This window comes from Bacillus alkalisoli, from assembly GCF_002797415.1.
GTDB lineage: Bacteria > Bacillota > Bacilli > Bacillales > Bacillaceae_I > Bacillus_CD > Bacillus_CD alkalisoli.
Genome location: NZ_KZ454944.1, coordinates 33,584 through 56,951 on the forward strand (window position 1 = coordinate 33,584; position 23,368 = coordinate 56,951).

A 23,368-nucleotide genomic window follows, 5' to 3' on the forward strand; every position below is an offset into this window, starting at 1 on the left:
AGAATTCACCTTTGTTTGAAGTTAGTATCTTACAAGTAAATGTTTATATACATGTTGGAAAAGTTTTTTTCTAATTGTAAAATCCCCCAGTATTTATATAGACAATATTAGACATACTTAAACATTTTTATCTTAAGAAACACTAACTTTCCTACGCTTAATGTTTGCAACCCCTTCAAGCAACCCTCTTACAATAGAAAGCCATTCACCGGTTGTTTTCCCTTTTATTTGGATAACGATTTTAAATTTTGCTCCATCAGAACTCGGATTAACACCTCTACCAAATTTGTCCATTAAAGCGACGATTTCACGAATGAATGGATTTAATTGTGTGGACACTTCTTCTGAGAAAAGAATATGAACATCGTCTTTTATTTGCTTCACTTGCTCTACCTGTTCAGCTAGACCAATCATTTTTATTTCAGCGATCGCAAGTAAATATGCCACTTCATCCGGATAGTCACCGAAGCGGTCCACTAACTCTTCTTTTAACTCAGCCACATCTTCTACTGAGTTTACCCCTCGGAATCTTTTATACATATCAATTTTTTGACGACTATCGGAAATATATTTATCAGGTAAGTAAGCATCGACTTCTACATCTATTTCTATATGGCGTCTAGTATCCGCTGTGTCTATGCCTTTCCGTTGGTCAATTGCTTCTTTTAACATTTGAGAGTACAAGTCAAAACCAACTGAATCAATAAATCCGTGTTGCTGAGATCCTAATAAGTTTCCTGCGCCTCGAATGGACAAATCTCGCATGGCAATTTTAAATCCTGATCCAAGCTCCGTAAATTCTTTAATCGCTTGTAATCTTTTTTCTGCAACTTCTGTTAATACTTTATCTTTACGATAGGTAAAGTAGGCATATGCAACACGGTTCGAGCGCCCTACTCTTCCACGCAACTGATACAATTGGGAAAGACCCATTCGATCTGCATCGAAAACGATTAATGTATTTACATTTGGAATGTCTACGCCTGTTTCAATAATAGTTGTACTTACTAATACATCCGCTTCTCCTTCTAAAAACTGCAACATAACCGATTCTAATTCATTTTCGGTCATCCTGCCGTGAGCCGCAATAACGCGCGCTTCAGGTACAAGCATCGATATTTCTTCTGCTTTTCTCTCAATGTCTTCTACTCGATTGTAGAGAAAATACACTTGGCCATCACGAGCAAGTTCACGTTCTATCGATTCTTTAACTAAAGAGCCGTTATACTCCATTACATATGTTTGAACTGGGAAGCGGTTTTCTGGTGGTGTTTCAATAACAGATAAATCACGCACTCCAAGCATAGACATATGCAATGTTCTCGGAATTGGTGTTGCCGTTAAGGTTAATACATCAATATTAGCCTTCATTTTTTTTATCTTTTCTTTATGCATCACACCAAAGCGCTGTTCTTCATCTACAATTAACAAGCCTAGGTCTTTATACTTAATGTCTTTTGATAATAATCGGTGTGTTCCTACTACGATATCTATCGTGCCTCGTTCTAGGCCTTTCATCGTTTCCGTTTGTTGTTTTCGGGAACGGAATCGGCTTAATAATCCAATATTAATCGCATGGTCTTGGAAGCGTTCACGGATTGTTTCATAATGTTGTTGGGCAAGAATAGTCGTTGGCACTAAGATTGCCACCTGTTTTTCATCAATAATTGCTTTAAACGCAGCGCGAATAGCAACTTCCGTTTTCCCGTATCCAACGTCACCACATAATAAGCGGTCCATCGGTCGTTCATTTTCCATGTCTTTTTTGATTTCAATAATGGAACGCATTTGGTCGTCTGTTTCTTTATATGCAAAGCTTTCTTCAAATTCACGCTGTTGTTCGCTATCCGGTGAAAAAGCAAATCCAATACTAGCTTCTCTTTCGGCATACAGTTTAATTAAATCATCTGCAATATCTTGTACAGAAGACTCAACTTTTTTCTTTACTTTTTTCCAATCGTTACCACCTAGTTTATAAACTTTCGGCTCTTTTCCTTCTGATCCTACAAATTTCTGGACTTGGTCAATTTGCTCAACTGGTACATACAACTTATCTGTACCTTGATACTTAAGATGCATGTAATCTTTATGAATGCCGTTTATGACAAGTGTTTCAATACCTAAATACTTACCTATACCATGATTCACGTGAACAACGTGGTCCCCGACATTTAATTCCGAATACGTTTTAATTCGTTCTGCATTCGATAGCTTTTGTCGTTTTTGAGGTTTTTTAGCTTTTTTCTTAAATAGTTCTTCTTCTGTAATAACAGCTAACTTTTGCATTGGAAGTTCAAAACCAGATTGTAAATCTCCCTCTACCAACTGAATTTGGCCATGTGCAAAAGAAGAATCTGCTGAGATGATTCGCATATCTAATCCATAATCTGTTAAAGTTGTAGATAATTTCTCTAAACGATCCGAATTAGGTCCAAGTACGAGAATCGCATAATTTGATTTTTTCCACCGATCTACTTCACTTTTTAACAAATGCATTTGACCATGAAAATGCTGCATCGACTTAGAAGAGAAATTCACAAGATTTTCTGGGTGTGTATGTGCAACATGACGTAAAAATAACGATAAATAAATGACGAACGTTGATTTATTTTGCAACAACTTTGAAAAAGAATGGGAAAACGTAATATCCTGTACTACTTTTCCTTCTGCTAATAATTCAACAAGCCACTCTGCTTCTTCCTTATCTAAACTATCCGCGCTTTCTTGAATTCTGGCAATTTCGTCATATAAAACAATTCCACCAGTCGATAAGTAATCTAGTAAACTACTTGGTTTTTCATAGAAAAACGACATATATTTATATACTTCTTTAATGACATTGCCACTTTGGAACATTTCGATTTCGTAGGAAATGTTTTCTGACAAAAGTTGTTTAACTTTCTCATTCTTTACTTTTTTTAATGTAGATGCTAAGCACTCTTTTAATTTTTCCGCTCCATTTTGAATTTCACCAGGTGTAAATAAAATTTCCTCAGCTGGTCCCACCTGGATGGAGGTTATGCTCTTTAAAGAACGTTGATCTTCTGCAGAAAAAAAACGAATGGAATCTATTTCGTCATCAAACAGCTCTATTCGAATAGGATTTTCTTCTGTTAGTGGATATATATCAATGATTCCTCCACGTATACTGAAGTTTCCTGGAGTTGCAACCAAGGATACTCGCTCATATCCAAGGTTAACTAAATCATTTGTTATCTTCTCAATATCAATTACTTTTCCGACTTCAAACTTAATAATAGAAGAATTCCAACGTTCCACTGTAGGTAGTATTCTCTTCAAACCCGCAATAGGTGCAATGACAACCCCTCGCTTACGTGAAGCTAAATGGTTTAGCGCGTCTATTCTTTGCGCTTTCAGTTCAGGACTAGCTATACTAATTTCAGCAGCTAACACATCGTTTACTGGAAAAAGGAAAAGCCTGTCATCTTCAATTAAATTAGATAAGTCTTCATATATTTTTTGAGCATGAAATAAATTATGTGTCACAATTAGCATCGGTTTATCCGTTTTCTCATAAATAGATGCAGCAAACAACGTTCGTGCAGAGCCTGATAGACCGGATATTAGTTGCTCTCTTAATCCTTCTTCTAACCCTACAACGACAGATTGAAAGTCATCATTTTCTGTAAAATAAGAAATTATATTATTCATTTAGCTTCTTCCCCCTCTCTTACCTTGTACATGCTGATACACAAAAAGGCTTTGGCTTCAACCAAAGCAAATGTTTACTGTATAAAAGATTCGTATTCGTGGAACTCAGGATATCTATCGAGTGCCTCCTGACAATCTTCACAAATTGTTTGTACATGTATATCACCATTTTGTTGGTAATTGATCATTTCTTTTCTTTCATCCGCTGACAGTTGATGAAATCCTAATGTTTCTGCATAAATACTTGAGTTTTCAATTGAGCCAACCTTACAACTACAATGTCTACAATGATAATGAATAGCCATCTTAGTCCTCCCGCACTTTTTAAGATTAGTATAAACAGGAGGAGCCAATGTTATACGGCTATTAGTTATTGTATTACTGTAATTACATTATAATTACGGTCGTTTACTGAAATTCGTTTTATTATTCGTTATACGAAAAGTGTTTCAACAATATAAAATTCACTCACTTATTAAAGTTGTTCATGACTTGTAAAAATTCTGTTTTCAGTGATTCTTCACATGCGTCAGATGCCTTTTGCATAGAATCCTTCATGACTGCTAACTCTTCTGAAGTAAACTTTCCTAATACATAATCAGAAACAGATTGACCGTTTTGAGGACGTGAAATCCCCATTCGGATTCGATTAAACTCTTGCGTATGTAGGTGCTGTAAAAGCGATTTAATACCGTTATGTCCGCCAGCACTTCCTTTTTGACGTAGTCGTAATTTTCCTACTGGAAGATCGAGATCGTCATAGATTACATATATGTCTTCTATATCTACTTTATAAAAGTCCATTAACGGCCTTATACACTCTCCTGATAAGTTCATATACGTTAATGGTTTCACTAATAATACTTTTTCTCCTTGAACCATTCCATGTCCAAACGCGCCTTTAAACTTTGATTGTGTTAAAGGGATGTTCCAGCGCTTTGCTAATTCATCTATTACCATAAATCCAATATTATGGCGTGTTTGATCATATTGTAGACCTGGATTCCCTAGTCCTACAAAAAGCTTCATTCCTACTCCTCCTACTTCTTCTTCTTCCTTTTTGGCAAAAAGGGTACGTAGTTTTTGGAACATAAAGAAGACCTCCATGTTTACTTTAGTCTTATTATTTTTTCCCTTGTACTTTAAAAGCATCGGTTTTATTCCATATTGAAAACATTACTGTAAATAGACAAAAGACGCAACCTAAAAGGTTACGCCTCTTCTTTATTTTCTCTACCTTCTACTAGTTCCGGTTCACCAGGCTCTTGCTCTTCACCACTATCAATTTCCTCTTCTTGTTTCGGAGGAAGGATGGAAGCAATAACCTCTTCATCATTATGATTTAGCGTGTACTTACCAGAACTTTGGACATCCCCAACTGTTATCGTTTCGTTAACAGCTAAGTTTGAAATATCTACTTCTACTGCTTCCGGAACATTGTTTGGTAAAGTTTTTACAGAAACTTGGTGCAATACATGTTGCAATACTCCACCATCTTTAACACCTTGGGCTTCACCTGTTAAAACAACATTCACATCTACATCAATTTCTTGCTTAAAGTTTACAACCTGGAAGTCGAGATGAACAAATTCACTAGCTTTTAATGGATCTGTTTGGTAGTCAGAAAGCATAACTTTACGCTTGTCTGATCCAATTTCTAGCGTAATAATACCGTTTCGACCTACATTTCGGATTGTTTTAAGAAACTCTTTTCCATCCACACTGATTGCTTTATTATCAGTATTATTCCCATACACAACTGCTGGAACGTGTCCATCTTGTCTCGTTTTTGTTCTAGCAGATTTATTGAACTGTGTTCTTTCCACCGCTTGTAACGTTGCACTCATACTATTCACCTTCCTACGCATTATATAGATTTGTCCTATATAAAACTTTCCCTAAATGTAGGAAGCTTAAACATACAAGTTTGCAACTATATATGTTAGATACGTTTAATCAAATAACGTACTTACAGATTTCTGTTCATAAACACGTACGATTGCTTCAGAAATAAGTTTGGCTACAGATAGTTCTGTAATCTTTGAGCTTTTCTTTTCTTCAGAAAGTGCAATTGTATTCGTAACGACTAATTCTTTAATTTTCGAGCTATCAATACGCTCAATAGCTGGTCCAGAAAGTACTGGATGTGTACAACATGCATACACTTCTTTTGCACCGTTTTCTATGAGTGCGTTTGCCGCTAATGTAATCGTACCAGCTGTATCAATCATATCATCTATTAAAATAGCTGTACGTCCTTCAATATGACCTACGATATTCATTACTTCTGCAACATTTGGACGAGGTCTGCGCTTATCAATAATAGCAATTGGTGCTTTCAGGCGATCAGCAAGCTTTCTTGCACGAGTAACACCGCCGTGGTCTGGAGAAACGATAACAATATCTTCTAATCCTTTGCTTTCAAAGTACTCCGCTAAAATTGGTACACCCATCAGGTGGTCAATTAAGATGTCAAAGAAACCTTGAATTTGTGGAGCATGTAAATCTAATGTAATCACACGAGTAGCACCAGCAGTTTCTAATAAGTTTGCTACTAATTTCGCTGTAATTGGCTCACGAGCACGCGCTTTACGGTCTTGTCTACCATAGCCGTAATAAGGCATAACGATATTAATTGTTTTAGCAGATGCACGCTTTAATGCATCAATCATAATAAGCGTTTCCATGATATGTTCGTTAACAGGTGCACTAGTTGATTGAATAACGAAAACATCGCAACCACGAATACTTTCTTCAATGTTGATTTGTACTTCTCCATCACTAAAACGCGCTACAGAACATTTCCCCAGCGGAACACCGATGTGAGTAGCGATTTCCTCTGCTAAAGCGATATTAGAATTTAAAGTGAAAATTTTAAGATTAGATCCAGCATATTTATAAGGCATTGTTATCCTCCACTAATTTTTATTTAGAATGAAGCTTCGTTACATAGTCTTCTTTATTGACTTGGCGTGCTCTTGCAATGGAAAGTGCATTCCCTGGAACATCTTCTGTAATAGTGGAACCGGCTGCTACATATGCACCTTTTCCTACCGTTACAGGAGCTACAAGGTTAGAGTTACATCCAACAAACACTCCATCTTCTATTTTTGTTAAGTACTTTTTCTTGCCATCATAGTTAACAGTAATAGAACCACAACCGATGTTTACATCTTTTCCAACTTCGGCATCACCAATATAACTCAAATGACTTGCTTTACTTCCATCACCAAATGTCGCCTTTTTCACTTCTACAAAGTTACCAAGCTTTACTTCATTGCCGATAACAGAATCGGGACGTACATGTGCAAATGGACCAATATTTACTTCATTACCTACTTCACTTTCATGAATAACGGATTGTTTAATGTTCGTATTGTTACCTATCTTGCTATTTTTAATTTCTGTATTAGGTCCAATAACATTATCTTCACCAATAACTGTTTTTCCTTCTATTGATGTACCTGGGTAAACAATTGTGTCACGACCGATAAGAGTATCCGCTGAAATATAAGTGTTTTCTGAATCAATAATGGTTACTCCATTTACCATATGCTTTTTGTTAATACGAGCACGCATAATTTTTTCAGCTAGAGCTAAAGCAACACGGTCATTCACACCTAATGTTTCATCTAGATTCATTGTTTGGTAGGCAGAAACAATTTCGCCTTCATTCTTTAATATTTCGATTACATCCGGTAAGTAGTACTCTCCTTGAACATTATCATTAGATACATTTTTTAACGCTGTAAATAATGCTTCATTGTCAAAGCAATACGTACCTGTGTTGATTTCTGTAATCTTTCTTTCATCATCAGAAGCATCTTTATGTTCTACAACTTTTTCGACTAACCCTGAGCTGTTTCGAATAATTCTTCCATAACCAGTTGGGTCTTCGGCATATGATGTAAGAATGGTAGCTTTCGCTTTTGTTCGATCATGTTCAGCCAATAGTTTTTCCATTGTTTCAGGAGTAATAAGTGGAGTGTCACCACAAATTACAAGCGTAATACCTTGTTTTCCTTCTAAGATTGGAGCCGCTTGCATTACAGCATGTGCTGTTCCAAGTTGCTCTTCTTGTAAAACGTATTCACTTTGTTCACCAAGTTGTGTTTTAACTAATTCTGCACCATGCCCCACAACCGTTACGACACTGGAGAAATTTAATGATGCGACATGATCGACTACATGTTCTACCATAGGTTTTCCACATACAGGGTGTAGTACTTTGTATAGTTTAGATTTCATTCGCGTACCTTGACCGGCCGCTAAAATGACTGCATATTTTTTCGACATATTACGCCTCCATTATACATGAATATATAAAGTTCGTTAAGAATATCTATTCAGTTCTCCAAAGTCTTTAATTCGTTTTCTAATTTAGCCGAAACTAACTCATTGTAACTATTGAATCACCTAATTATCCATTACGAATATATCCTAAATAGCAGGGTATTTCAAGAAACATAATGAAAGTACATTTATTTTACATATTTTTTTTGAGTTTTTGACGATGTGTGTACTGATTTGAATATATGCAAGGAGTCAGTAATGGAGGAAATTTAAACATAAAAAAACTGCTAGCAAGTCGCTAACAGCTTGTTTTATTGATTATGAAGCACCAGCCTCTTCGAATTCAACTTCTAACTCGCCAACTCGGTGATATTCAGCTAACACCGCATCTTGAATTTTCCCACGAGTACCAGAGTTAATTGGGTGAGCGATATCACGGAACTCTCCATCAGGAGTGCGTTTACTTGGCATCGCTACAAATAATCCATTATTACCATCAATTACTCGAATATCATGAACAACAAATTCATGATCAAGTGTAATAGATGCGATCGCTCTCATACGACCATCGGTATTAACGCGGCGTAATCTTACGTCAGTTACTTCCATTATGTTCACCACCTTTTCCCTTATACAAAAACTTAATAGTATAAATTCTCGGAAAAATGAAAATATCCTTCTTATTTCTAAAAAATTTTTAGAAAATTTAGGACTTTATGGTGATTTTTATTTTTTTACCTATTTTACTAATGCAATTACTTCAATTTCTACAAGTACGTCTTTTGGTAATCTAGCAACTTCCACACATGAACGTGCAGGTTTATGCTTACTAAAATACTCTCCGTAAACTTCGTTAATGGATGCAAAGTCATTCATATCCTTAATAAATACAGTTGCCTTCACGACTGTTTCTAGCGATGCTCCAGCACTCTCTAATACTGCTTTTAAATTTACAAAGACTTGATGTGTTTGTTCTTGAACATCTCCCGTTACTAATTCTCCATTCGCTTTTAAAGGTATTTGTCCTGAACTGTAAAACAAGTTATTTACAACAATACCTTGTGAATATGGTCCAATTGCCTCTGGTGCAAGTTTTGTATTAATAATTTTCAATGTGAACACCTCGTATAGGATTTTTATGTACAAAACAGTAATCCCATAGATAGATTACTGTCTCATCTTTATTTTTGATTTAAGTATGTTAATAAATTCCCTGGCTTTACTTCAATGCTTTTTTCTAGTGCATTCACGTTATCAAGTTGAACAAGGGAAATGTAGTCACGAATTAATTTTTCTTCCATATTTTCCGATTCTACCAGTACTCCGATTCCTGCCAAATTCGCTTGAAACTCACCAAGCAGGTTTACCATGCCGTTTACTGTGCCTCCAGCTTTCATAAAGTCATCAATAATTAACACGTTGGCACCTGTTTCTAAACTTCTTTTTGCAAGCACCATCGTTTGAATTCGTTTAGAAGATCCGGAAACATAGTTAATGCTTACAGTGGAACCTTCTGTCACTCTACTATCTCTTCTAACAATAACTACCGGTACATCTAAAAAGCTTGCTACTGCATGAGCAAGTGGAATTCCTTTCGTTGCCATTGTCATAATGACGTCAACCTTTTTATCGTTAAAAGCCGTAGCAAAGACTTTCCCAATTTTATTCAACAGGCGAGGATTCCCTAATATGTCTGTCATGTACAAATAACCACCAGGTAAAAGCCTCTCTGGTTTTGCAATGGCCTCACATAAGCTATTGACAACCTCTGCTGCCTCTTCTTTTGAAACAGAAGGGATAAATTTCACCCCTCCTGCAGCTCCAGGGATCGTTACAAGTGTACCGACACCTTGCGCTTCAAACGTCTGTTTAACTATGCCAAGGTCTTCACTTATAGACGACTTTGCGGATCCATATCTATCAGCGAACAAAGATAGTGGAACAAGTACTTGAGGGTGTTGCAATAAATAATGAGTCATATCAACGAGACGTCCACTCCGACGTAATTTCATCGTTCTTCCTCCTAAAATCCGAATGTTTTAATAAAATATAACATTATCATACGGATTTAATCAAGCTTATTCTGTTCCCCCATCAATCTAACTGCAAAAACTTGATCACAAAATCCTCTTAAACCATTATAAATTCGGTGCATCCTAGAGTCATGTTGAACTAAACCAAACACGGTAGGTCCACTTCCACTCATTAACACGGCATCGGCTCCGAATTTCTTCATTTGATCTTTAATATTAGCTACTTCTGGATATAACTTTAATGTAACAGTTTCTAACGCATTGCCTAACAAACTTGTCACTTGGTCATAATCTTCATTTTGAATGGCTTGTACCATCCCAGCAACATCTGGGTGCTCAACCTTTTCAACGTCTAGATTGCCATATATTTCTGAAGTTGATACACCGATAGTAGGTTTTGCCAAAACGACCCAGCAATGCGGTGGAGCTGGTATCGGCTTAATTATTTCCCCGCGTCCAGTTGCTAAAGCTGTTCCACCATATACACAAAAGGAAACATCTGAACCTATTTGTGCGCCAATCTCCGCTAAGTCATCTAAAGAAAGACCTAGTTTCCACAACCTATTTAGTCCCCTTAGCGTAGCTGCTGCATCACTACTTCCTCCTGCTAAGCCTGCTGCAACAGGAATTGTTTTAGTGATAGAAATGGATACACCATCTGTGATAGAAAATTTATCCTTTAATAGCTGTGCAGCTTGATATGCCAAGTTGCGGTTGTCGTCTGGTACAAAACGATTGTGAGACACGATATGAATCACTCCATCTTTTCTAGAAGTTAATTCTACTCGGTCAGCTAAGTCAATCGTTGTCATGACCATTTCTACTTCGTGATAGCCATCTGGTCTTTTATGTAGCACGTCTAGCGATAAATTAATTTTCGCTGGTGCTTTTTCTAATACTCTCACTATTGTTCACCTACTTTAGTCGTCTCCAATTTATTTATGTATTGTACCATATTCTTGCTGATAAATATCTTTGTATTTTTGTACGAATCTGAAAAATTGTAGAAAATGGTTAAATTCGTTTCCTTTTTTATTTATTGTTACCAACTGATGAAAAAGCTAATGCACTATATTGCCATAAAAAAAGTCGAAGCGTAAAATTCCGCTTCGACTTTAAATAATTATTGATTATTTTTCGTTGCTAACTGTTTTTCGGCTATTTCAATTGCTAATTTCACCATGTTACCAGCGTCTTTAGCACGGATAGCTCCCCAGCCTTCTTTTTGGACAACATCATAAAATCCTAGTTCTTTAGCTAATTCTTCTTTGAGTTGATAAGACATGATACCTCGACGTTTTCTCGCCATAAAAATCCAACTCCTTTATGAATAGCTATTGCCGCTATTAATGTAATAGCGGCAATATTAGTATTAGATAGTTGTTCCTGTTTAATATATGTTAATATATGTAATTTAAGGAAAAGTAAAAAGCAGTAAACTATTGTCCACTGCTCGATTATGCCATACTCCCTTGTTCTTCGAAGAATGTAAGTTGTACCGTCTCTGTGAGGACATCTGCATAGCTGTAGGACACACGTTCAAACGAATTCTCATCTTGATCTAGTTCTATTACAAATACAGCAGGGTATGTTTCTGCTAAAATACCGACGCGTTCAATGGTTTTCCTACGGCCTCCATTTGCACGAAGGGTCAATCTTTTACCCAGATTGCCGTCTAACGAATTTTTAATATCATTTAAGGTTTTTCCCATTTCACTCCACCTCACTATTATGAGTATAACACAACCAGATAAAATTCACAAGCAAAACTTAAAATTATAACAACGAATTTTCGTGTCGTCAATATAATTTCTTCAACAATTATCACCATTTGTCTACAATTACTTTGCGCTAATCTGTAAAATATATGTAAATTAATTAAAATTAAACCGTTTTATTTTATTCTTACGCGCTTTTTAGCGGTTTTTATGTGTTGTGTTTTTTTACGTACGAGAATAATTTGGAAGAACTACCAATCAAAAATTTGTTTTAAATTTTGGCTCTGTTAAAAAAGGTAGATGAGTGAGTAATAACAATATTCTTTCATACAACCTAATTTAAAAAGACTCCTAATGTATTCATTAAGAGTCATCCTCATCTTGGTCTTCTGTATATGGTCTGTAAGGCATTCCAGTTCGTAATAATCCTCTTGTATCAATCCCGCCTAAGCCTTTGTCTCCCGTTAGCGTATTTCTTAAAACATCCCAAACATTCACTCTCTCCATAAACGAGGTAAAGCATATTCTAGCAACGATATATACTGGATCTAACGCGTGTATGTTTACTCTTGATGGTGAACTTGCAAAATTAGCACCAGCGCGTATTAATGACTCAAAATGCGACTGACACGCCCCTGCAAAAATAACTAATTCGTCTAAGTTAGGTTCAACCCTTCTTGCTTCCCTAACCGTTTGCACAAAGTGTCTGGAATGACGGTAAGCTGTAATGTCAGATACTTTTCCTTTTGATTTTGAATACGCATCATGTCCAGTAATAACTAATATGTTTGGTTGATAGCGCTCAATTAGCGGTCCTACTTTCGTCGACATTTCTTTTTCATGGCAATGTACACCATAAACAGGAACTCCTAGTTTTTCATATAAGTCTAAACACTTTTGTAAATATAAAGGATCGCCGTCTATATGAAGCACTTTTCCGGGTAGCTGAAAGTAATCTTGATTCGTCTCATATCCCCCTGTCGCTTCATATTCGCTCTTTTCACGAATTAATGCGTAATCTTGACGAAAAAGGTGAAGTGACCTTTGCATTTTAGAGTCTTCCTTTTTCTTTCTTTCTTTTTGTTTCTCTTCTGTAACGATTACTAAATCGTCGTATGATGCATCTGCCATTAATCGTACATCTTCTCCGTATAAAAGAACTAGTGGATAGTCATTTTCTCGTTGCTGAATATCGATCACCCTAAATAACAAGTCAAAATTATATTTTTTTCGTGCAACAACATCTCCTATTGATATTCTCATTGCTCTTCCCTCCAACAAGGGGTAACGTATACATCCACCCAATCTATTTCCCTAAAGTAGATTATGCAAAAACAATTACATTGGTGAGGAGGAGAATGTGTTAGAGCAACAATGAATGATGTGAGGAAGTTAATCCTTAAATAAAAGACTCTGTTAAAGACCGCTGTTGATTTCCGCGCAAGTCTCCGTTTTCCGCGGGGGACTTGCGCGGAAATCAACTGCTAGATAGATATCAAAAATCAACACTAACCATTAACACAGCCAAATAAAAAAACTAAAAGAGAAGTTCCTCCCTTTTAGTTTTTAATTACGTTATAAAGTTTGTCACTAAGCAATCCAAACTCTTCGATAGATAAAGTCTCTCCGCGTCGTTTCGGATCTATATTGGCTTCTGAGAGCGCTTGTTCCACATTTGCCTTCTTCTCTTTTCCAGAAGGTAGGTTGCTCGTTAAATTATTAAGTATCGTTTTTCTTCTTTGCGCGAAGCTAGCACGTACTACTTCAAAGAAGAAGTCCTCGTCTTTCACTAGAACTGCTGGACTTGTACGAACAGTTAGGCGAATCACTGCCGAATCTACGTTTGGTTGTGGAACAAAAACAGTTCTTGGAACAATCATGACGGTTTCTGCTTTTGTATAATATTGTACAGCAATCGATAATGAACCATAATTTTTCGTTCCTGGCTTTGCTGCCATTCGGTCTGCTACCTCTTTTTGTAACATTACAGTAATGTTCGTTAATGGTAACTGCTCCGTTAATAACTTCATTATAATCGGTGTGGTCACGTAATAAGGTAAATTAGCTACTACTTTAATTTCGTTAAAATCAGCAAATTCACGTTCTAATACTGTTTTTACATCCGCTTTTAATATATCTTGATGAATAACTTGCACATTTTCATAAGGTGCTAATGTTTCTTCTAAGATCGGTAATAGTCGTTGGTCAATTTCAAAGGCTACAACTTTCCCTGCACGTTTGGCAACTTGCTCTGTTAGCGCTCCAATACCGGGACCGACTTCAATTGCTGCTGTACCTTCCGTTACCCCTGCAAACTCTACAATATTTCTCAATATATTGGTATCTATTAAGAAGTTTTGCCCAAGGCTCTTTTTAAAAGAAAACCCATGTTTTTCTAGTATTTGCTTCGTTCGTATAGGGGTAGCTATATCTTTTAGTTCATTTTGCATTTATTGTTCCTCCGAATTCATCTCAGCAACTGCATCACTCAACTGCTCCAGAGATATATGATACATTTGCAATCGCTTTTGCAATTGCTTTCCGTTCGTGTAGCCAAACTTTAATATTTCCCCAAGCTTTTCCCGTTTCTTTTTAGAAGTAGTATGACCAATAAGCTGGTACCCTAATAACACATCGGTAGTTATTTCACCTGTTGGCTGTTCATACTCTTGATGTAATCCTGTTAGAGCTTCTCTAATATCTTCGATAGAAGCATGCTCCACCCCAAGACCTTTACCTCGTTTCGGTTTTGCTTTATCTTTAGAAATAAATGCATGTTTACAACCAGGTATATGCTCGGAAATTGTATTTCTTATTTTATGTCCAGGGAAGTCAGGGTCGGTAAAGACAATGACACCTCTTGTATCCTGGGCAAGCTTAATTTGCGTTAATACATCATCGTTTATAGCAGAACCACCTGTTTCAATTGTGTCTGCATCTACTGCTCTTTTGATAGCAACTGTATCGTCTTTACCTTCGACTACAATTATTTCTTTAATTTTCATTTTATCCTCCAAAAGAGTGAAACTTTATATCGCCTCTTACGTCTAATCAGTTGAATCTAATATTTTTATTATACCTTATAATCGAGTCAAATACATATTGCGGTCTAAATCAAAAAAGAAAAAAGCAGAGGCCATTTACCCCTGCTTAAGTATTAATTAAGAATTTTGATTTTAACACGCTTTCTTCCCCATCGAAATGCAGTTGATTTATCTGGGAAGAATACATCAATTTTATTACCAACTATTGCTCCACCCGTATCACCAGCAATTGCATATCCATAACCTTCCACATAAACTCTTGTACCTAGAGGGATAACATTCGGATCAACAGCAATAACTTTTGCATCTGGATTAGCTCTTAAGTTAATGCCAGTAGCCGTAATTCCTGAGCAACCGTTACAGTTAGCCGTGTAGGCAGTAGAACTTACATAAAATTCTTTGGCTGTTGTAGCATTGCTACGCGAAACTTGTTGTGGTGGCTGTGGCGCTTTTGTACCAACAGCTACAATGCGGTCCAAACTTTCTTTCATCGTTTCCGTTTTAATAAGCTCTCTGGAAACTTCTTTGCCATTTTCAATTATAACTTCATAATGTTTAGCTATTAATCCTTGTGACCCTTGTTGAACAATTTTTTCTGTACCTCTATTTAACTGACCATCATTCCTTGTTACTACACTAAAATCAGTAGGTTCTTCCACTACATCGGTGACCTTTTCAACTCGTATTACTTCTACAAGTGTACTATCTGTAACCAATTCTTCTAATCCTGGCTCAACTCGGTCAAGTTTGTTTAGTGTGACCTCATGCATTTCTAAAAAGTCAGCGACCGTAGTCGAAGTTGACCAAACTTCCTTTTCTTCTCCTCCAATAACTAGCGTTAATTGGAATGCCTCAAGTAAAGAAATAGTTAAATTCTCTGCAATAGTTGTATCAAGTCCTGGTTCAATTTTATCGTGTTCAGATAAATGAATGCTTTGTTCGTTAAGTAAGTCTTTGACTGTTTTCGCCGTAGTCCACACCATGTGTTCTTTCTCGTTGATGACAAGTTGAACTTGCTTGGCTGGTTCCCATACTATTTCCATAGCGTCATTAATCTCTGTATCGCTAGCGGGAAATAAATAATCCTCAGATCGAACAGTAATATCTAAATCATTTAAAACATCTGCAACGGTTTTCGCATGCGTGTTAAGTGTTACTACTTCACCGTTTGCATTTACTGTTATTGAGGCTTTTGTACCGTGAAAGATACCGAAGCCTAGTATGGTTGGGAAGACTATGAAACTAGTAATTATTACTGCTAGTTTCTTTTTTCCCATAGAACCGGAAAACAGTTTTTTCATGTATTGAAACATGTAAAAAACGCCTCCTTCTCCTCGTTGGAATTATATAGAGTGTTTTTCGACTTGTCAACCTTTTGCATTTTAGTCAACCGTATTGCCTATTATGCAGAATTTTTTGAAAAGTGTAAAGGCTAACTTATCGACAGTTTATCCTATGTGGAGAAAGAGACTTGTAGAACTATTAAATATTTGATTCTAATAGGACATGTTTTTAGTAAATGTTACAAATTCTTTGTCACTTTATCCCGAATAATCTTTTTGCATTGTCAGTTGTTACTTTTGCAACTTCTTCATAACTTAACTCTTTAAGTTCTGCAATTTGTTCTGCTACATACTTTACATAGCTAGGTTCATTACGCTTTCCACGGAATGGATGGGGAGTTAAGTATGGACAGTCGGTTTCAATTAAAATGCGATCTAACGGTATTTCCATTGCAACTTCTTTTGGTTTTTTTGCATTTTTAAATGTAATGGGTCCACCAAATGATATGTAAAAGTTCATTTCCATACATTGTTGGGCTACTTCTGCACTACCTGTGAAGCAATGCATAATTCCTCCAACTTCTTCTGCCTTTTCTTGTTTCAAAATTTCCACCACATCTGCTGTCGCATCACGATTATGAATAATGATTGGCAATTTTACTTTTTTCGCTAAATGAATTTGCTTTCGGAATGCTTCTTTTTGTACTTCTTTTGGAGACTTGTCCCAATAATAGTCTAATCCAGTTTCGCCAATTGCCACTACTTTAGGATGTGATGCCAATTCTTCAATCCAATGCAAGTGTTCATCAGTTAAGTCAATTGCATCAACTGGATGCCACCCTATTGCTGCATAAATAAAGTCATATTTATTTGTTAGTTCCATTGCTTTTTCAATTGTTTCTCGGTCGAAGCCAACTACTACGATGTTTGTTACTTTTTCTTCTTGTGCTCGTTGAATTACTTCTTGTAAGTCTTCTTCATATTGCAACGCATTTAAATGTGCATGTGTATCAAATAACATATAGAAAGCACTCCTTAATTATTTGTTTATCTTGTTGTTTTGAATAGGGTACTAATTGTTGATTTCAGTTGCAGGTGTTCGATTTCCGCGGGCGGTCGCGGAAGCCTCCTCGGCGCTTTGCGCCTGTGGGGTCTCCCTTGACGCGCTTTCCCGCAGGAGTCTCACACCTGCAACTGAAATCAACCATCATGGCAGTTAATATTATTAACTATCTTTTTATTATGGCTAATAATACAACAGCATGGCAGTTACCCAATACAAAAGTCAATCCGATACATTTAAAAGAAAAGGTGTATCCCGCTTTTACACGTGAAACACCTTTTCATTTTTTATAGCTTGAATCAATTTCATAATTACTGTTCGTTTTTCGTATAGTAATTGTACATTATGAAACTCTCTCACTTATTTTACTTTTGCTCCATTTGGCAAGCCTTCTGCAACCGACACTAAGGCAAGTTTTCCATCATGGGATCCTGCTAGAATCATTCCTTCAGAAAGTTCTCCACGTAATGTTACTGGCTTTAAGTTTGTTACACAGATGACTTTCTTACCTATAAGTTCTTCTGGCTTGTAGAATTGGGCAATACCAGAAACTACTTGCCTTTTTTCATAACCTAAATCTAATTGTAACTTTAACAGCTTGTTAGCCTTTTTCACTGGTTCTGCGTGTAAAACTTGAGCGACGCGTAAATCAACTTTCATGAAGTCGTCGATTGTTATTTCTTCTGTTTCTGGTTTTTCAACAGGAGAAACGTCACTTACTTCTTCCACTTTAGGTTGTGAAGGGGCCATTGCCGTTTTAATGTATTCTACTTCTTCCGCCACATCCAATCGTGGGAAGATTGGGGAAGATTTTGTAATCTGTGCACCTGCAGGAATAAGGCCAAATTGCTGCAAGCTTTCCCAGTTTGTTAATGCTTCTTCTTTAACACCAAGTTGGTCGAAGATGTGCTTTGGTGCTTGTGTTAAAAATGGTTTTAGTAAAACACCTATTTGACGAAGTGATTCCGCTAAATGAACCATTACAGATGCTAATTCATTCTTTTTTGCTTCATCTTTCGCTAACACCCACGGTTGTGTTTCATCAATATACTTATTGGTTCGGCTTACTAATTGCCAAATAGAAGTTAGAGCCACAGAAAATTCCATTTTTTCCATCGCTTCTTCATATCTCTCTACCGTTTCTTTAGCTAAATTACTTAAAGTTGCATCAAACTCTGTTACAGACCCGCTATATGCTGGCACTGTTCCATCAAAGTATTTATCTATCATCGCAACTGTTCTATTTAATAAATTTCCAAGGTCATTTGCTAAATCGAAGTTTACTCTGTCGACGAACCCTTCCGGAGTAAATACACCATCAGAACCAAATGGTACTTCGCGTAATAAGTAATAACGAAGCGCATCTAATCCATAACGATCAATTAACGTTACAGGATCCACAACATTCCCTTTAGATTTGGACATTTTCCCGTCCTTCATCAATAACCAACCATGAGCAAAAACCTTTTTAGGTAACGGTAAGTCTAATGCCATTAACATAATCGGCCAATAAATAGTATGGAATCGAACAATCTCTTTCCCAACTAAATGAACATCCGCCGGCCAATATTTTAAGTAGTTTTCATCATTGTCTGTACCGTAGCCTAATGCTGTAATGTAGTTAGATAAAGCGTCAATCCAAACATATACAACGTGTTTCGGATCATTAGGTACTTTAACTCCCCAGTCAAAAGAAGTACGGGAAACCGCTAAGTCTTCTAGTCCTGGTTTAATGAAATTATTAATCATCTCATTTTTTCGAGACTCTGGTTGGATAAATTCTGGATTGTCCTCATAAAACTTTAATAGTCTGTCTACATACTTACCCATTCTGAAAAAGTAGGATTGTTCTCTTACTAATTCAACTGGGTGTCCACTGTCTGGACTTTTCCCCCCTACAACCTTGCCATTTTCCATAATCGGGTCTACCAACTGGTGCTCACGATAATACGTTTCATCTGGTACAGAGTACCAACCTTCATACTCATCTAGGTATATATCACCCTGCTCTACTAAGCGTGCAAAAATCTTTTCGACAATTTCTTTATGTCTAGGTTCAGTTGTACGTATAAAATCGTCATAGGAAATATCCATCTTGCCCCATAGTTCTTTTATTCCAGCAACAATTTCATCTACGTATTCTTGAGGAGTAATCCCTTTCTCCTCTGCTTTACGTTGTATCTTTTGACCATGTTCATCTGTACCTGTTAAATACATAACGTCAAAACCACGCATTCTTTTATAACGCGCCATTGCATCTCCAGCTACCGTTGTGTACGCATGGCCAATATGTAATTTATCACTTGGATAATAGATTGGTGTTGTAATATAATATGTTTTTTTATTTTCTACCATCAAAATTACCTCCTTTTAAACGAATAGTTTTAACGTATTCCTTCTATTTCTCATTTCCAATAAGGATTTATGTGTTTTTCACAATAAAATATCCATTTATCATAGCAACATCATAACCTAAATTCCACCTTTATTATACATTGTTTCTTACTAATTAGAAAAGCGGAAGGAATGCGCGTTTCTGATTCATAAAACCTTCATTATTACAAAATTTAAAACATGTATCTTTTAGTAGATATCCATTCGACAAATTTAATAATAACCTTGTCGTTTCTTGTCGAAAATAAATGAAAATTATTAAAAAAATCAGAAATTTAAAGTAATATTATCCCAATATTAAAACCAATTATCCACCTCGCAATAAATGTAAATCATTGATATCATTAGGTTTACATTAATTCCATTTAACATTTTTTTATAAAAATACAATTTTTATCAATTAAAAAAGTTGACGAATTTTGTAAATGCTGATATGATGAAATCACAGTGATTTTGTCGAATATTGACGACTGAAAAAGATAGAAATAACATATATAGATATTCTAGGAGGAGAACAAATAATGAAATCTACAGGTATTGTACGTAAAGTTGATGAATTAGGTCGTGTAGTTATTCCAATCGAGTTACGCAGAACTTTAGGAATTGCAGAAAAAGATGCTTTAGAAATTTATGTGGACGAAGAGAAAATCATCTTAAAGAAATATAAGCCAAACATGACTTGCCAAGTGACTGGTGAAGTTTCTGATGCTAACTTAACTTTAGCAGAAGGAAAAATTATCTTAAGTCGTGAAGGCGCAGAAAAGATCATGGCTGAGATTCAATCTAACCTTGTAAAATAATATATACCCATATTAAAAGCGACTACTATTACAGTAGTCGCTTTTCATTTACGTCATGATAAAATTAATGGATATGAAATGCTTGATACACTTCTCGTTTAGGTAAGTTTCTCTCTTTAGAAACTTCCTTAATAGCATCTTTAGAAGAATGTCCTTGCTCTACATAATGTTGAACGTGATCTTCTACAGATAAATCGGTCCACCAAGAAACCTCATCCTCTACTTCTTCTACGCCACTACCTTCTACTACAATGCAACATTCTCCTTTTACACCGTTTTCTTCTATATAAGATAGCACTTGTGTAATGGAACCTCTCATAAATTCTTCAAATTTCTTCGTTAGTTCTCTACTCATTACAATTTGACGTTCACCTAATACTTCAACCATGACAGCTAACGTTTCTTTTAAGCGATGCGGAGATTCGTATAAAATAAATGTATCTTTTATCTTTTTCAACATCTCTAATTCTTTCTTTTTTTCTTTTTTGGAGCGATTTAAAAATCCAAAAAAGTAGAAAGGCTGTGGAACTAATCCAGAAGGTATTAAAGCAGAAAGTGCTGCATTTGCTCCTGGAATAGGAATAACATATAAATGTTCATCTAATGCCATCCTTACTAATTCAAAGCCAGGATCAGATATACAAGGCATTCCTGCATCACTAACGAGTGCAACATCTTTTCCATCTCTTAATAATTCAATTACCTTCCAACCACTTTGCTCTTTATTATGTTCATGATAACTAAAGAGGGGGGTATTTATCTCAAAGTAATTGCAAAGTTTTTTTGTCTGTCTAGTATCTTCTGCTGCTATCATATCCACTTCTTTTAAAATGCGTAAAGCGCGAAACGTAATATCTTCTAAGTTACCAATTGGTGTCGCCACTAAGTACAATCTTCCAAAAGAGTAATCTTCTGCAAAACTTTTCTGTAACCATAAATCCATCGTTAAAGATTCCTCCTTTTCAATATATTGTGTTGTTTATGCCTTATCTCCAAACAATATCTTTTTTGTTTCTTCTGTGTACTCTCCATCTTCACCATACACGTAAAGAGGGGATAATATTTTTAAATCAGGTTGTCCATCTTTTATTCCTTCTATTAATAACGTATTTGCTTCCTTGCCTTTTTTCGGATAGATTAATTGCATTCTTTTTGGCTCTAATCGATATTGTCTCATAGTCGTTACAATATCAAGCAGCCTATTTGGACGGTGTACAAATGCTGCTTTTCCACCTTGGCGCAGCAATTGACTACTTACCCTAATTACATCGTCTAACGTACAATGTATTTCATGCCTAGCAATAGCATAATGTTCATTTTCATTTCGTTTCGTTATATGTGTCGTAGGGAAATATGGAGGGTTACATGTTAAAGCATCAAATTCTCCATGACCTAACATAGTTGGCATATCTTTAATATCACCGTGAATACATTGTAATTTATGTTCAAGTTTATTATAGGCAAAACTTCTTATCGCCATATCATGAAGTCTTTCTTGAATTTCTACGCCTTGAATATTGGTATTTGTTTTTTTACTAAGTAGTAAAGGAACGATACCGTTTCCTGTACATAAATCGATTATTTTGCCTTTTTGAATAGGTACATATGCAAAGTGGGCTAATAATACTGCATCTAATGAGAAAGAGAAAACAGATGGGCTTTGAATAATTCGTAAATCTTCTGCAAGTAGATAATCTAGACGCTCATCATCGTATAACTTAACCATTATTTTAATGTCCTTTCGTTCTAATGTAGCTTTGATTACGTTTATTATACTCTAGTTGACTTTCTATTGCTCGTTAGCCCATCATATTCTTTTACGTAAAAAAGTCGCCATTTTGTTTCATATGGCGACTTTTCATTTCTTATTTAAGAAGGACAAGCAGAATAAACAATCGCCTTCTTTTCGCGGACTACCAAAATGAAGGTTGCAAATATGGAAGCCTTCTTGATATAAGCGTGCTAAGTTGTCGTATCCTTCTCCAATATCTGCTTGTTTTTCTGCTATGTCTTTCTCATCTTTTAATTTTTTCTTATTACCTTTTTTCTTCTCTGAAACTTGTCCATCTAATCTGTTGCGCAAATGGCCATTTTCTACATTTAAATTATGATTTTCTTCTATTAAAAGAGCTAATTGCTCTTTTAGTTCACCTAACTGTTTGTATAAATGACCTATTTGCTCTTCCATAATCGTTACAGAGTCGAATATTTGTTTCTTATCCAATGAACCCCACCTCATTAATCTGTGGCTTGTATCGAAACGGCTCCATCTTGAACTAGCTCTTCTAGTGTAAATTCTACTACTTTTTCTATTTCTAACAACTGTACTTGTAAAACACGTTCTAAAATATTTAAGCCTACTACACGCCCTCGACCGTTTGGTGTTTCAATAATTTCTTCTAAGTCAGGAAGTTGTTCTTTTGCAGACTCATATTCATCATTTTCGTATTTTAAACAACACATGAGACGTCCGCAAAGTCCAGAGATTTTAGAAGGGTTTAAAGATAAGTTTTGATCTTTCGCCATTTTTATTGATACTGGCTCAAAGTCCCCTAAAAACGTTGAACAACATAACATTCTTCCACAAGGTCCAATTCCACCTAAAAGCTTCGCTTCGTCTCTTACACCAATTTGTCTTAATTCAATTCGTGTTCTAAAGATAGCAGCTAAGTCTTTTACTAGCTCTCTAAAGTCGACACGCCCATCAGCTGTGAAATAAAAGATTACTTTGTTACGATCAAACGTATACTCCACATCGACTAGCTTCATTTCAATAGAATGTTCTTCTACTTTTTGTGTACAAGTATAAAAAGCTTCTTCGGCCGCTTTTTTATTTTCTTCTACAATCAATTTATCTTTCGTATCTGCAATACGGATTACTTTCTTAAGTGGTAAAACGACATCGTTCTCATCTACTTGCTTCTGTGCAAGTACCGCTTTCCCAAACTCTATCCCTCTTACAGTTTCGACAATAACAAATTCATTTTCTTGTATATCAAGCCCATTTGGGTCGAAATAATATATTTTTCCCGCTTTTTTAAAGCGAACTCCAACTACATCATACAAAC

General features: G+C 36.0%; 23 protein-coding genes. 1 reads left to right on the top strand and 22 read right to left on the bottom strand.

Annotated features, from left to right (window positions below):
* Positions 1-132 precede the first annotated feature (132 nt).
* The 18 genes from mfd to metG form a co-directional block, all read right to left on the bottom strand.
* Positions 133-3,672, bottom strand: coding sequence for a transcription-repair coupling factor (gene mfd / locus CDZ89_RS00210; RefSeq protein ID WP_100332952.1), 3,540 nt, complete (start codon positions 3,670-3,672; stop codon positions 133-135).
* Between the two features lie 74 nt (positions 3,673-3,746).
* Entirely contained in the window at positions 3,747-3,977 is a 231-nt protein-coding gene (locus CDZ89_RS00215; RefSeq protein WP_096156070.1) for an anti-sigma-F factor Fin, read from the bottom strand.
* Positions 3,978-4,140: 163 nt separating this feature from the next.
* Positions 4,141-4,701, bottom strand: a complete 561-nt coding sequence (gene pth, locus CDZ89_RS00220) for an aminoacyl-tRNA hydrolase (protein ID WP_096157025.1) — start codon at positions 4,699-4,701, stop codon at positions 4,141-4,143.
* Between the two features lie 182 nt (positions 4,702-4,883).
* Entirely contained in the window at positions 4,884-5,519 is a 636-nt protein-coding gene (locus CDZ89_RS00225; protein WP_100332953.1) for a 50S ribosomal protein L25/general stress protein Ctc, read from the bottom strand.
* Positions 5,520-5,624: 105 nt separating this feature from the next.
* Entirely contained in the window at positions 5,625-6,578 is a 954-nt protein-coding gene (locus CDZ89_RS00230; protein ID WP_096156072.1) for a ribose-phosphate diphosphokinase, read from the bottom strand.
* 19 nt (positions 6,579-6,597) lie between these two features.
* On the bottom strand, positions 6,598-7,968 hold the full coding sequence (gene glmU / locus CDZ89_RS00235) for a bifunctional UDP-N-acetylglucosamine diphosphorylase/glucosamine-1-phosphate N-acetyltransferase GlmU (RefSeq protein WP_100332954.1): 1,371 nt from the start codon (positions 7,966-7,968) through the stop codon (positions 6,598-6,600).
* A 315-nt stretch (positions 7,969-8,283) separates the two neighbouring features.
* A complete protein-coding gene (gene spoVG / locus CDZ89_RS00240) occupies positions 8,284-8,574 on the bottom strand; it encodes a septation regulator SpoVG (RefSeq protein WP_096156075.1) in 291 nt (96 codons plus the stop codon).
* Between the two features lie 129 nt (positions 8,575-8,703).
* Positions 8,704-9,078 carry a RidA family protein gene (locus tag CDZ89_RS00245; RefSeq protein ID WP_096156076.1) on the bottom strand — a complete coding sequence of 125 codons (375 nt, stop codon included), beginning with the start codon at positions 9,076-9,078 and terminating at the stop codon, positions 8,704-8,706.
* 68 nt (positions 9,079-9,146) lie between these two features.
* Positions 9,147-9,977, bottom strand: a complete 831-nt coding sequence (gene purR, locus CDZ89_RS00250) for a pur operon repressor (RefSeq protein WP_100332955.1) — start codon at positions 9,975-9,977, stop codon at positions 9,147-9,149.
* 56 nt (positions 9,978-10,033) lie between these two features.
* On the bottom strand, positions 10,034-10,903 hold the full coding sequence (gene ispE, locus CDZ89_RS00255) for a 4-(cytidine 5'-diphospho)-2-C-methyl-D-erythritol kinase (protein WP_096156079.1): 870 nt from the start codon (positions 10,901-10,903) through the stop codon (positions 10,034-10,036).
* A 218-nt stretch (positions 10,904-11,121) separates the two neighbouring features.
* Positions 11,122-11,307 carry a small, acid-soluble spore protein, alpha/beta type gene (locus CDZ89_RS00260; RefSeq protein ID WP_096156081.1) on the bottom strand — a complete coding sequence of 62 codons (186 nt, stop codon included), beginning with the start codon at positions 11,305-11,307 and terminating at the stop codon, positions 11,122-11,124.
* A gap of 148 nt (positions 11,308-11,455) precedes the next feature.
* Positions 11,456-11,710 carry a biofilm formation stimulator Veg gene (gene veg / locus CDZ89_RS00265; RefSeq protein ID WP_096156083.1) on the bottom strand — a complete coding sequence of 85 codons (255 nt, stop codon included), beginning with the start codon at positions 11,708-11,710 and terminating at the stop codon, positions 11,456-11,458.
* A 369-nt stretch (positions 11,711-12,079) separates the two neighbouring features.
* Positions 12,080-12,979: a sporulation peptidase YabG gene (gene yabG, locus CDZ89_RS00270; protein WP_096156084.1), complete on the bottom strand. Its 900-nt coding sequence runs from the start codon at positions 12,977-12,979 to the stop codon at positions 12,080-12,082.
* Positions 12,980-13,275: 296 nt separating this feature from the next.
* Positions 13,276-14,166: a 16S rRNA (adenine(1518)-N(6)/adenine(1519)-N(6))-dimethyltransferase RsmA gene (gene rsmA, locus CDZ89_RS00275; RefSeq protein ID WP_096156086.1), complete on the bottom strand. Its 891-nt coding sequence runs from the start codon at positions 14,164-14,166 to the stop codon at positions 13,276-13,278.
* Entirely contained in the window at positions 14,167-14,721 is a 555-nt protein-coding gene (gene rnmV / locus CDZ89_RS00280; RefSeq protein ID WP_096156088.1) for a ribonuclease M5, read from the bottom strand. It abuts the gene before it with no gap.
* A gap of 152 nt (positions 14,722-14,873) precedes the next feature.
* Positions 14,874-16,073 (bottom strand): G5 and 3D domain-containing protein, encoded by a 1,200-nt coding sequence (locus tag CDZ89_RS00285; RefSeq protein ID WP_096156089.1) that lies wholly within the window; start codon positions 16,071-16,073, stop codon positions 14,874-14,876.
* A 223-nt stretch (positions 16,074-16,296) separates the two neighbouring features.
* Complete coding sequence (locus CDZ89_RS00290; protein ID WP_096156091.1) at positions 16,297-17,064, bottom strand: TatD family hydrolase; 768 nt, start codon at positions 17,062-17,064, stop codon at positions 16,297-16,299.
* A gap of 402 nt (positions 17,065-17,466) precedes the next feature.
* Positions 17,467-19,461 (bottom strand): methionine--tRNA ligase, encoded by a 1,995-nt coding sequence (gene metG / locus CDZ89_RS00295; RefSeq protein ID WP_100332956.1) that lies wholly within the window; start codon positions 19,459-19,461, stop codon positions 17,467-17,469.
* 560 nt (positions 19,462-20,021) lie between these two features.
* Here metG and CDZ89_RS00300 point away from each other — a divergent pair.
* Complete coding sequence (locus tag CDZ89_RS00300) at positions 20,022-20,300, top strand: AbrB/MazE/SpoVT family DNA-binding domain-containing protein (RefSeq protein WP_096156096.1); 279 nt, start codon at positions 20,022-20,024, stop codon at positions 20,298-20,300.
* A 64-nt stretch (positions 20,301-20,364) separates the two neighbouring features.
* Here CDZ89_RS00300 and rsmI read toward each other — a convergent pair whose 3' ends face one another.
* The 4 genes from rsmI to CDZ89_RS00320 all read right to left on the bottom strand — a co-directional run bounded on the left by rsmI (position 20,365) and on the right by CDZ89_RS00320 (position 23,366).
* Positions 20,365-21,243 carry a 16S rRNA (cytidine(1402)-2'-O)-methyltransferase gene (rsmI, locus tag CDZ89_RS00305; RefSeq protein ID WP_096156097.1) on the bottom strand — a complete coding sequence of 293 codons (879 nt, stop codon included), beginning with the start codon at positions 21,241-21,243 and terminating at the stop codon, positions 20,365-20,367.
* A gap of 36 nt (positions 21,244-21,279) precedes the next feature.
* Positions 21,280-22,026: a tRNA1(Val) (adenine(37)-N6)-methyltransferase gene (locus CDZ89_RS00310; protein WP_096156099.1), complete on the bottom strand. Its 747-nt coding sequence runs from the start codon at positions 22,024-22,026 to the stop codon at positions 21,280-21,282.
* A gap of 132 nt (positions 22,027-22,158) precedes the next feature.
* Positions 22,159-22,524 (bottom strand): DNA replication initiation control protein YabA, encoded by a 366-nt coding sequence (gene yabA, locus CDZ89_RS00315; protein WP_100332957.1) that lies wholly within the window; start codon positions 22,522-22,524, stop codon positions 22,159-22,161.
* A gap of 14 nt (positions 22,525-22,538) precedes the next feature.
* Positions 22,539-23,366: a PSP1 domain-containing protein gene (locus CDZ89_RS00320; protein WP_100332958.1), complete on the bottom strand. Its 828-nt coding sequence runs from the start codon at positions 23,364-23,366 to the stop codon at positions 22,539-22,541.
* Positions 23,367-23,368: the final 2 nt, after the last annotated feature.

Bases quoted from the DNA above. Each gene is read 5' to 3' on its own strand.
- yabG (WP_096156084.1), bottom strand. From the start codon at position 12,979: ATGAGAATATCAATAGGAGATGTTGTTGCACGAAAAAAATATAATTTT.
- spoVG (WP_096156075.1), bottom strand. From the start codon at position 8,574: ATGGAAGTAACTGACGTAAGATTACGCCGCGTTAATACCGATGGTCGT.
- CDZ89_RS00230 (WP_096156072.1), bottom strand. From the start codon at position 6,578: ATGCCTTATAAATATGCTGGATCTAATCTTAAAATTTTCACTTTAAAT.
- CDZ89_RS00300 (WP_096156096.1), top strand. From the start codon at position 20,022: ATGAAATCTACAGGTATTGTACGTAAAGTTGATGAATTAGGTCGTGTA.
- veg (WP_096156083.1), bottom strand. From the start codon at position 11,710: ATGGGAAAAACCTTAAATGATATTAAAAATTCGTTAGACGGCAATCTG.
- CDZ89_RS00215 (WP_096156070.1), bottom strand. From the start codon at position 3,977: ATGGCTATTCATTATCATTGTAGACATTGTAGTTGTAAGGTTGGCTCA.
- metG (WP_100332956.1), bottom strand. From the start codon at position 19,461: ATGGTAGAAAATAAAAAAACATATTATATTACAACACCAATCTATTAT.
- CDZ89_RS00310 (WP_096156099.1), bottom strand. From the start codon at position 22,026: ATGGTTAAGTTATACGATGATGAGCGTCTAGATTATCTACTTGCAGAA.
- rsmA (WP_096156086.1), bottom strand. From the start codon at position 14,166: ATGCAAAATGAACTAAAAGATATAGCTACCCCTATACGAACGAAGCAA.
- CDZ89_RS00225 (WP_100332953.1), bottom strand. From the start codon at position 5,519: ATGAGTGCAACGTTACAAGCGGTGGAAAGAACACAGTTCAATAAATCT.
- pth (WP_096157025.1), bottom strand. From the start codon at position 4,701: ATGAAGCTTTTTGTAGGACTAGGGAATCCAGGTCTACAATATGATCAA.
- rsmI (WP_096156097.1), bottom strand. From the start codon at position 21,243: ATGGATTTATGGTTACAGAAAAGTTTTGCAGAAGATTACTCTTTTGGA.
- mfd (WP_100332952.1), bottom strand. From the start codon at position 3,672: ATGAATAATATAATTTCTTATTTTACAGAAAATGATGACTTTCAATCT.
- CDZ89_RS00290 (WP_096156091.1), bottom strand. From the start codon at position 17,064: ATGTTATTTGATACACATGCACATTTAAATGCGTTGCAATATGAAGAA.
- CDZ89_RS00260 (WP_096156081.1), bottom strand. From the start codon at position 11,307: ATGGCGAGAAAACGTCGAGGTATCATGTCTTATCAACTCAAAGAAGAA.
- purR (WP_100332955.1), bottom strand. From the start codon at position 9,977: ATGAAATTACGTCGGAGTGGACGTCTCGTTGATATGACTCATTATTTA.
- CDZ89_RS00285 (WP_096156089.1), bottom strand. From the start codon at position 16,073: ATGTTTCAATACATGAAAAAACTGTTTTCCGGTTCTATGGGAAAAAAG.
- rnmV (WP_096156088.1), bottom strand. From the start codon at position 14,721: ATGAAAATTAAAGAAATAATTGTAGTCGAAGGTAAAGACGATACAGTT.
- glmU (WP_100332954.1), bottom strand. From the start codon at position 7,968: ATGTCGAAAAAATATGCAGTCATTTTAGCGGCCGGTCAAGGTACGCGA.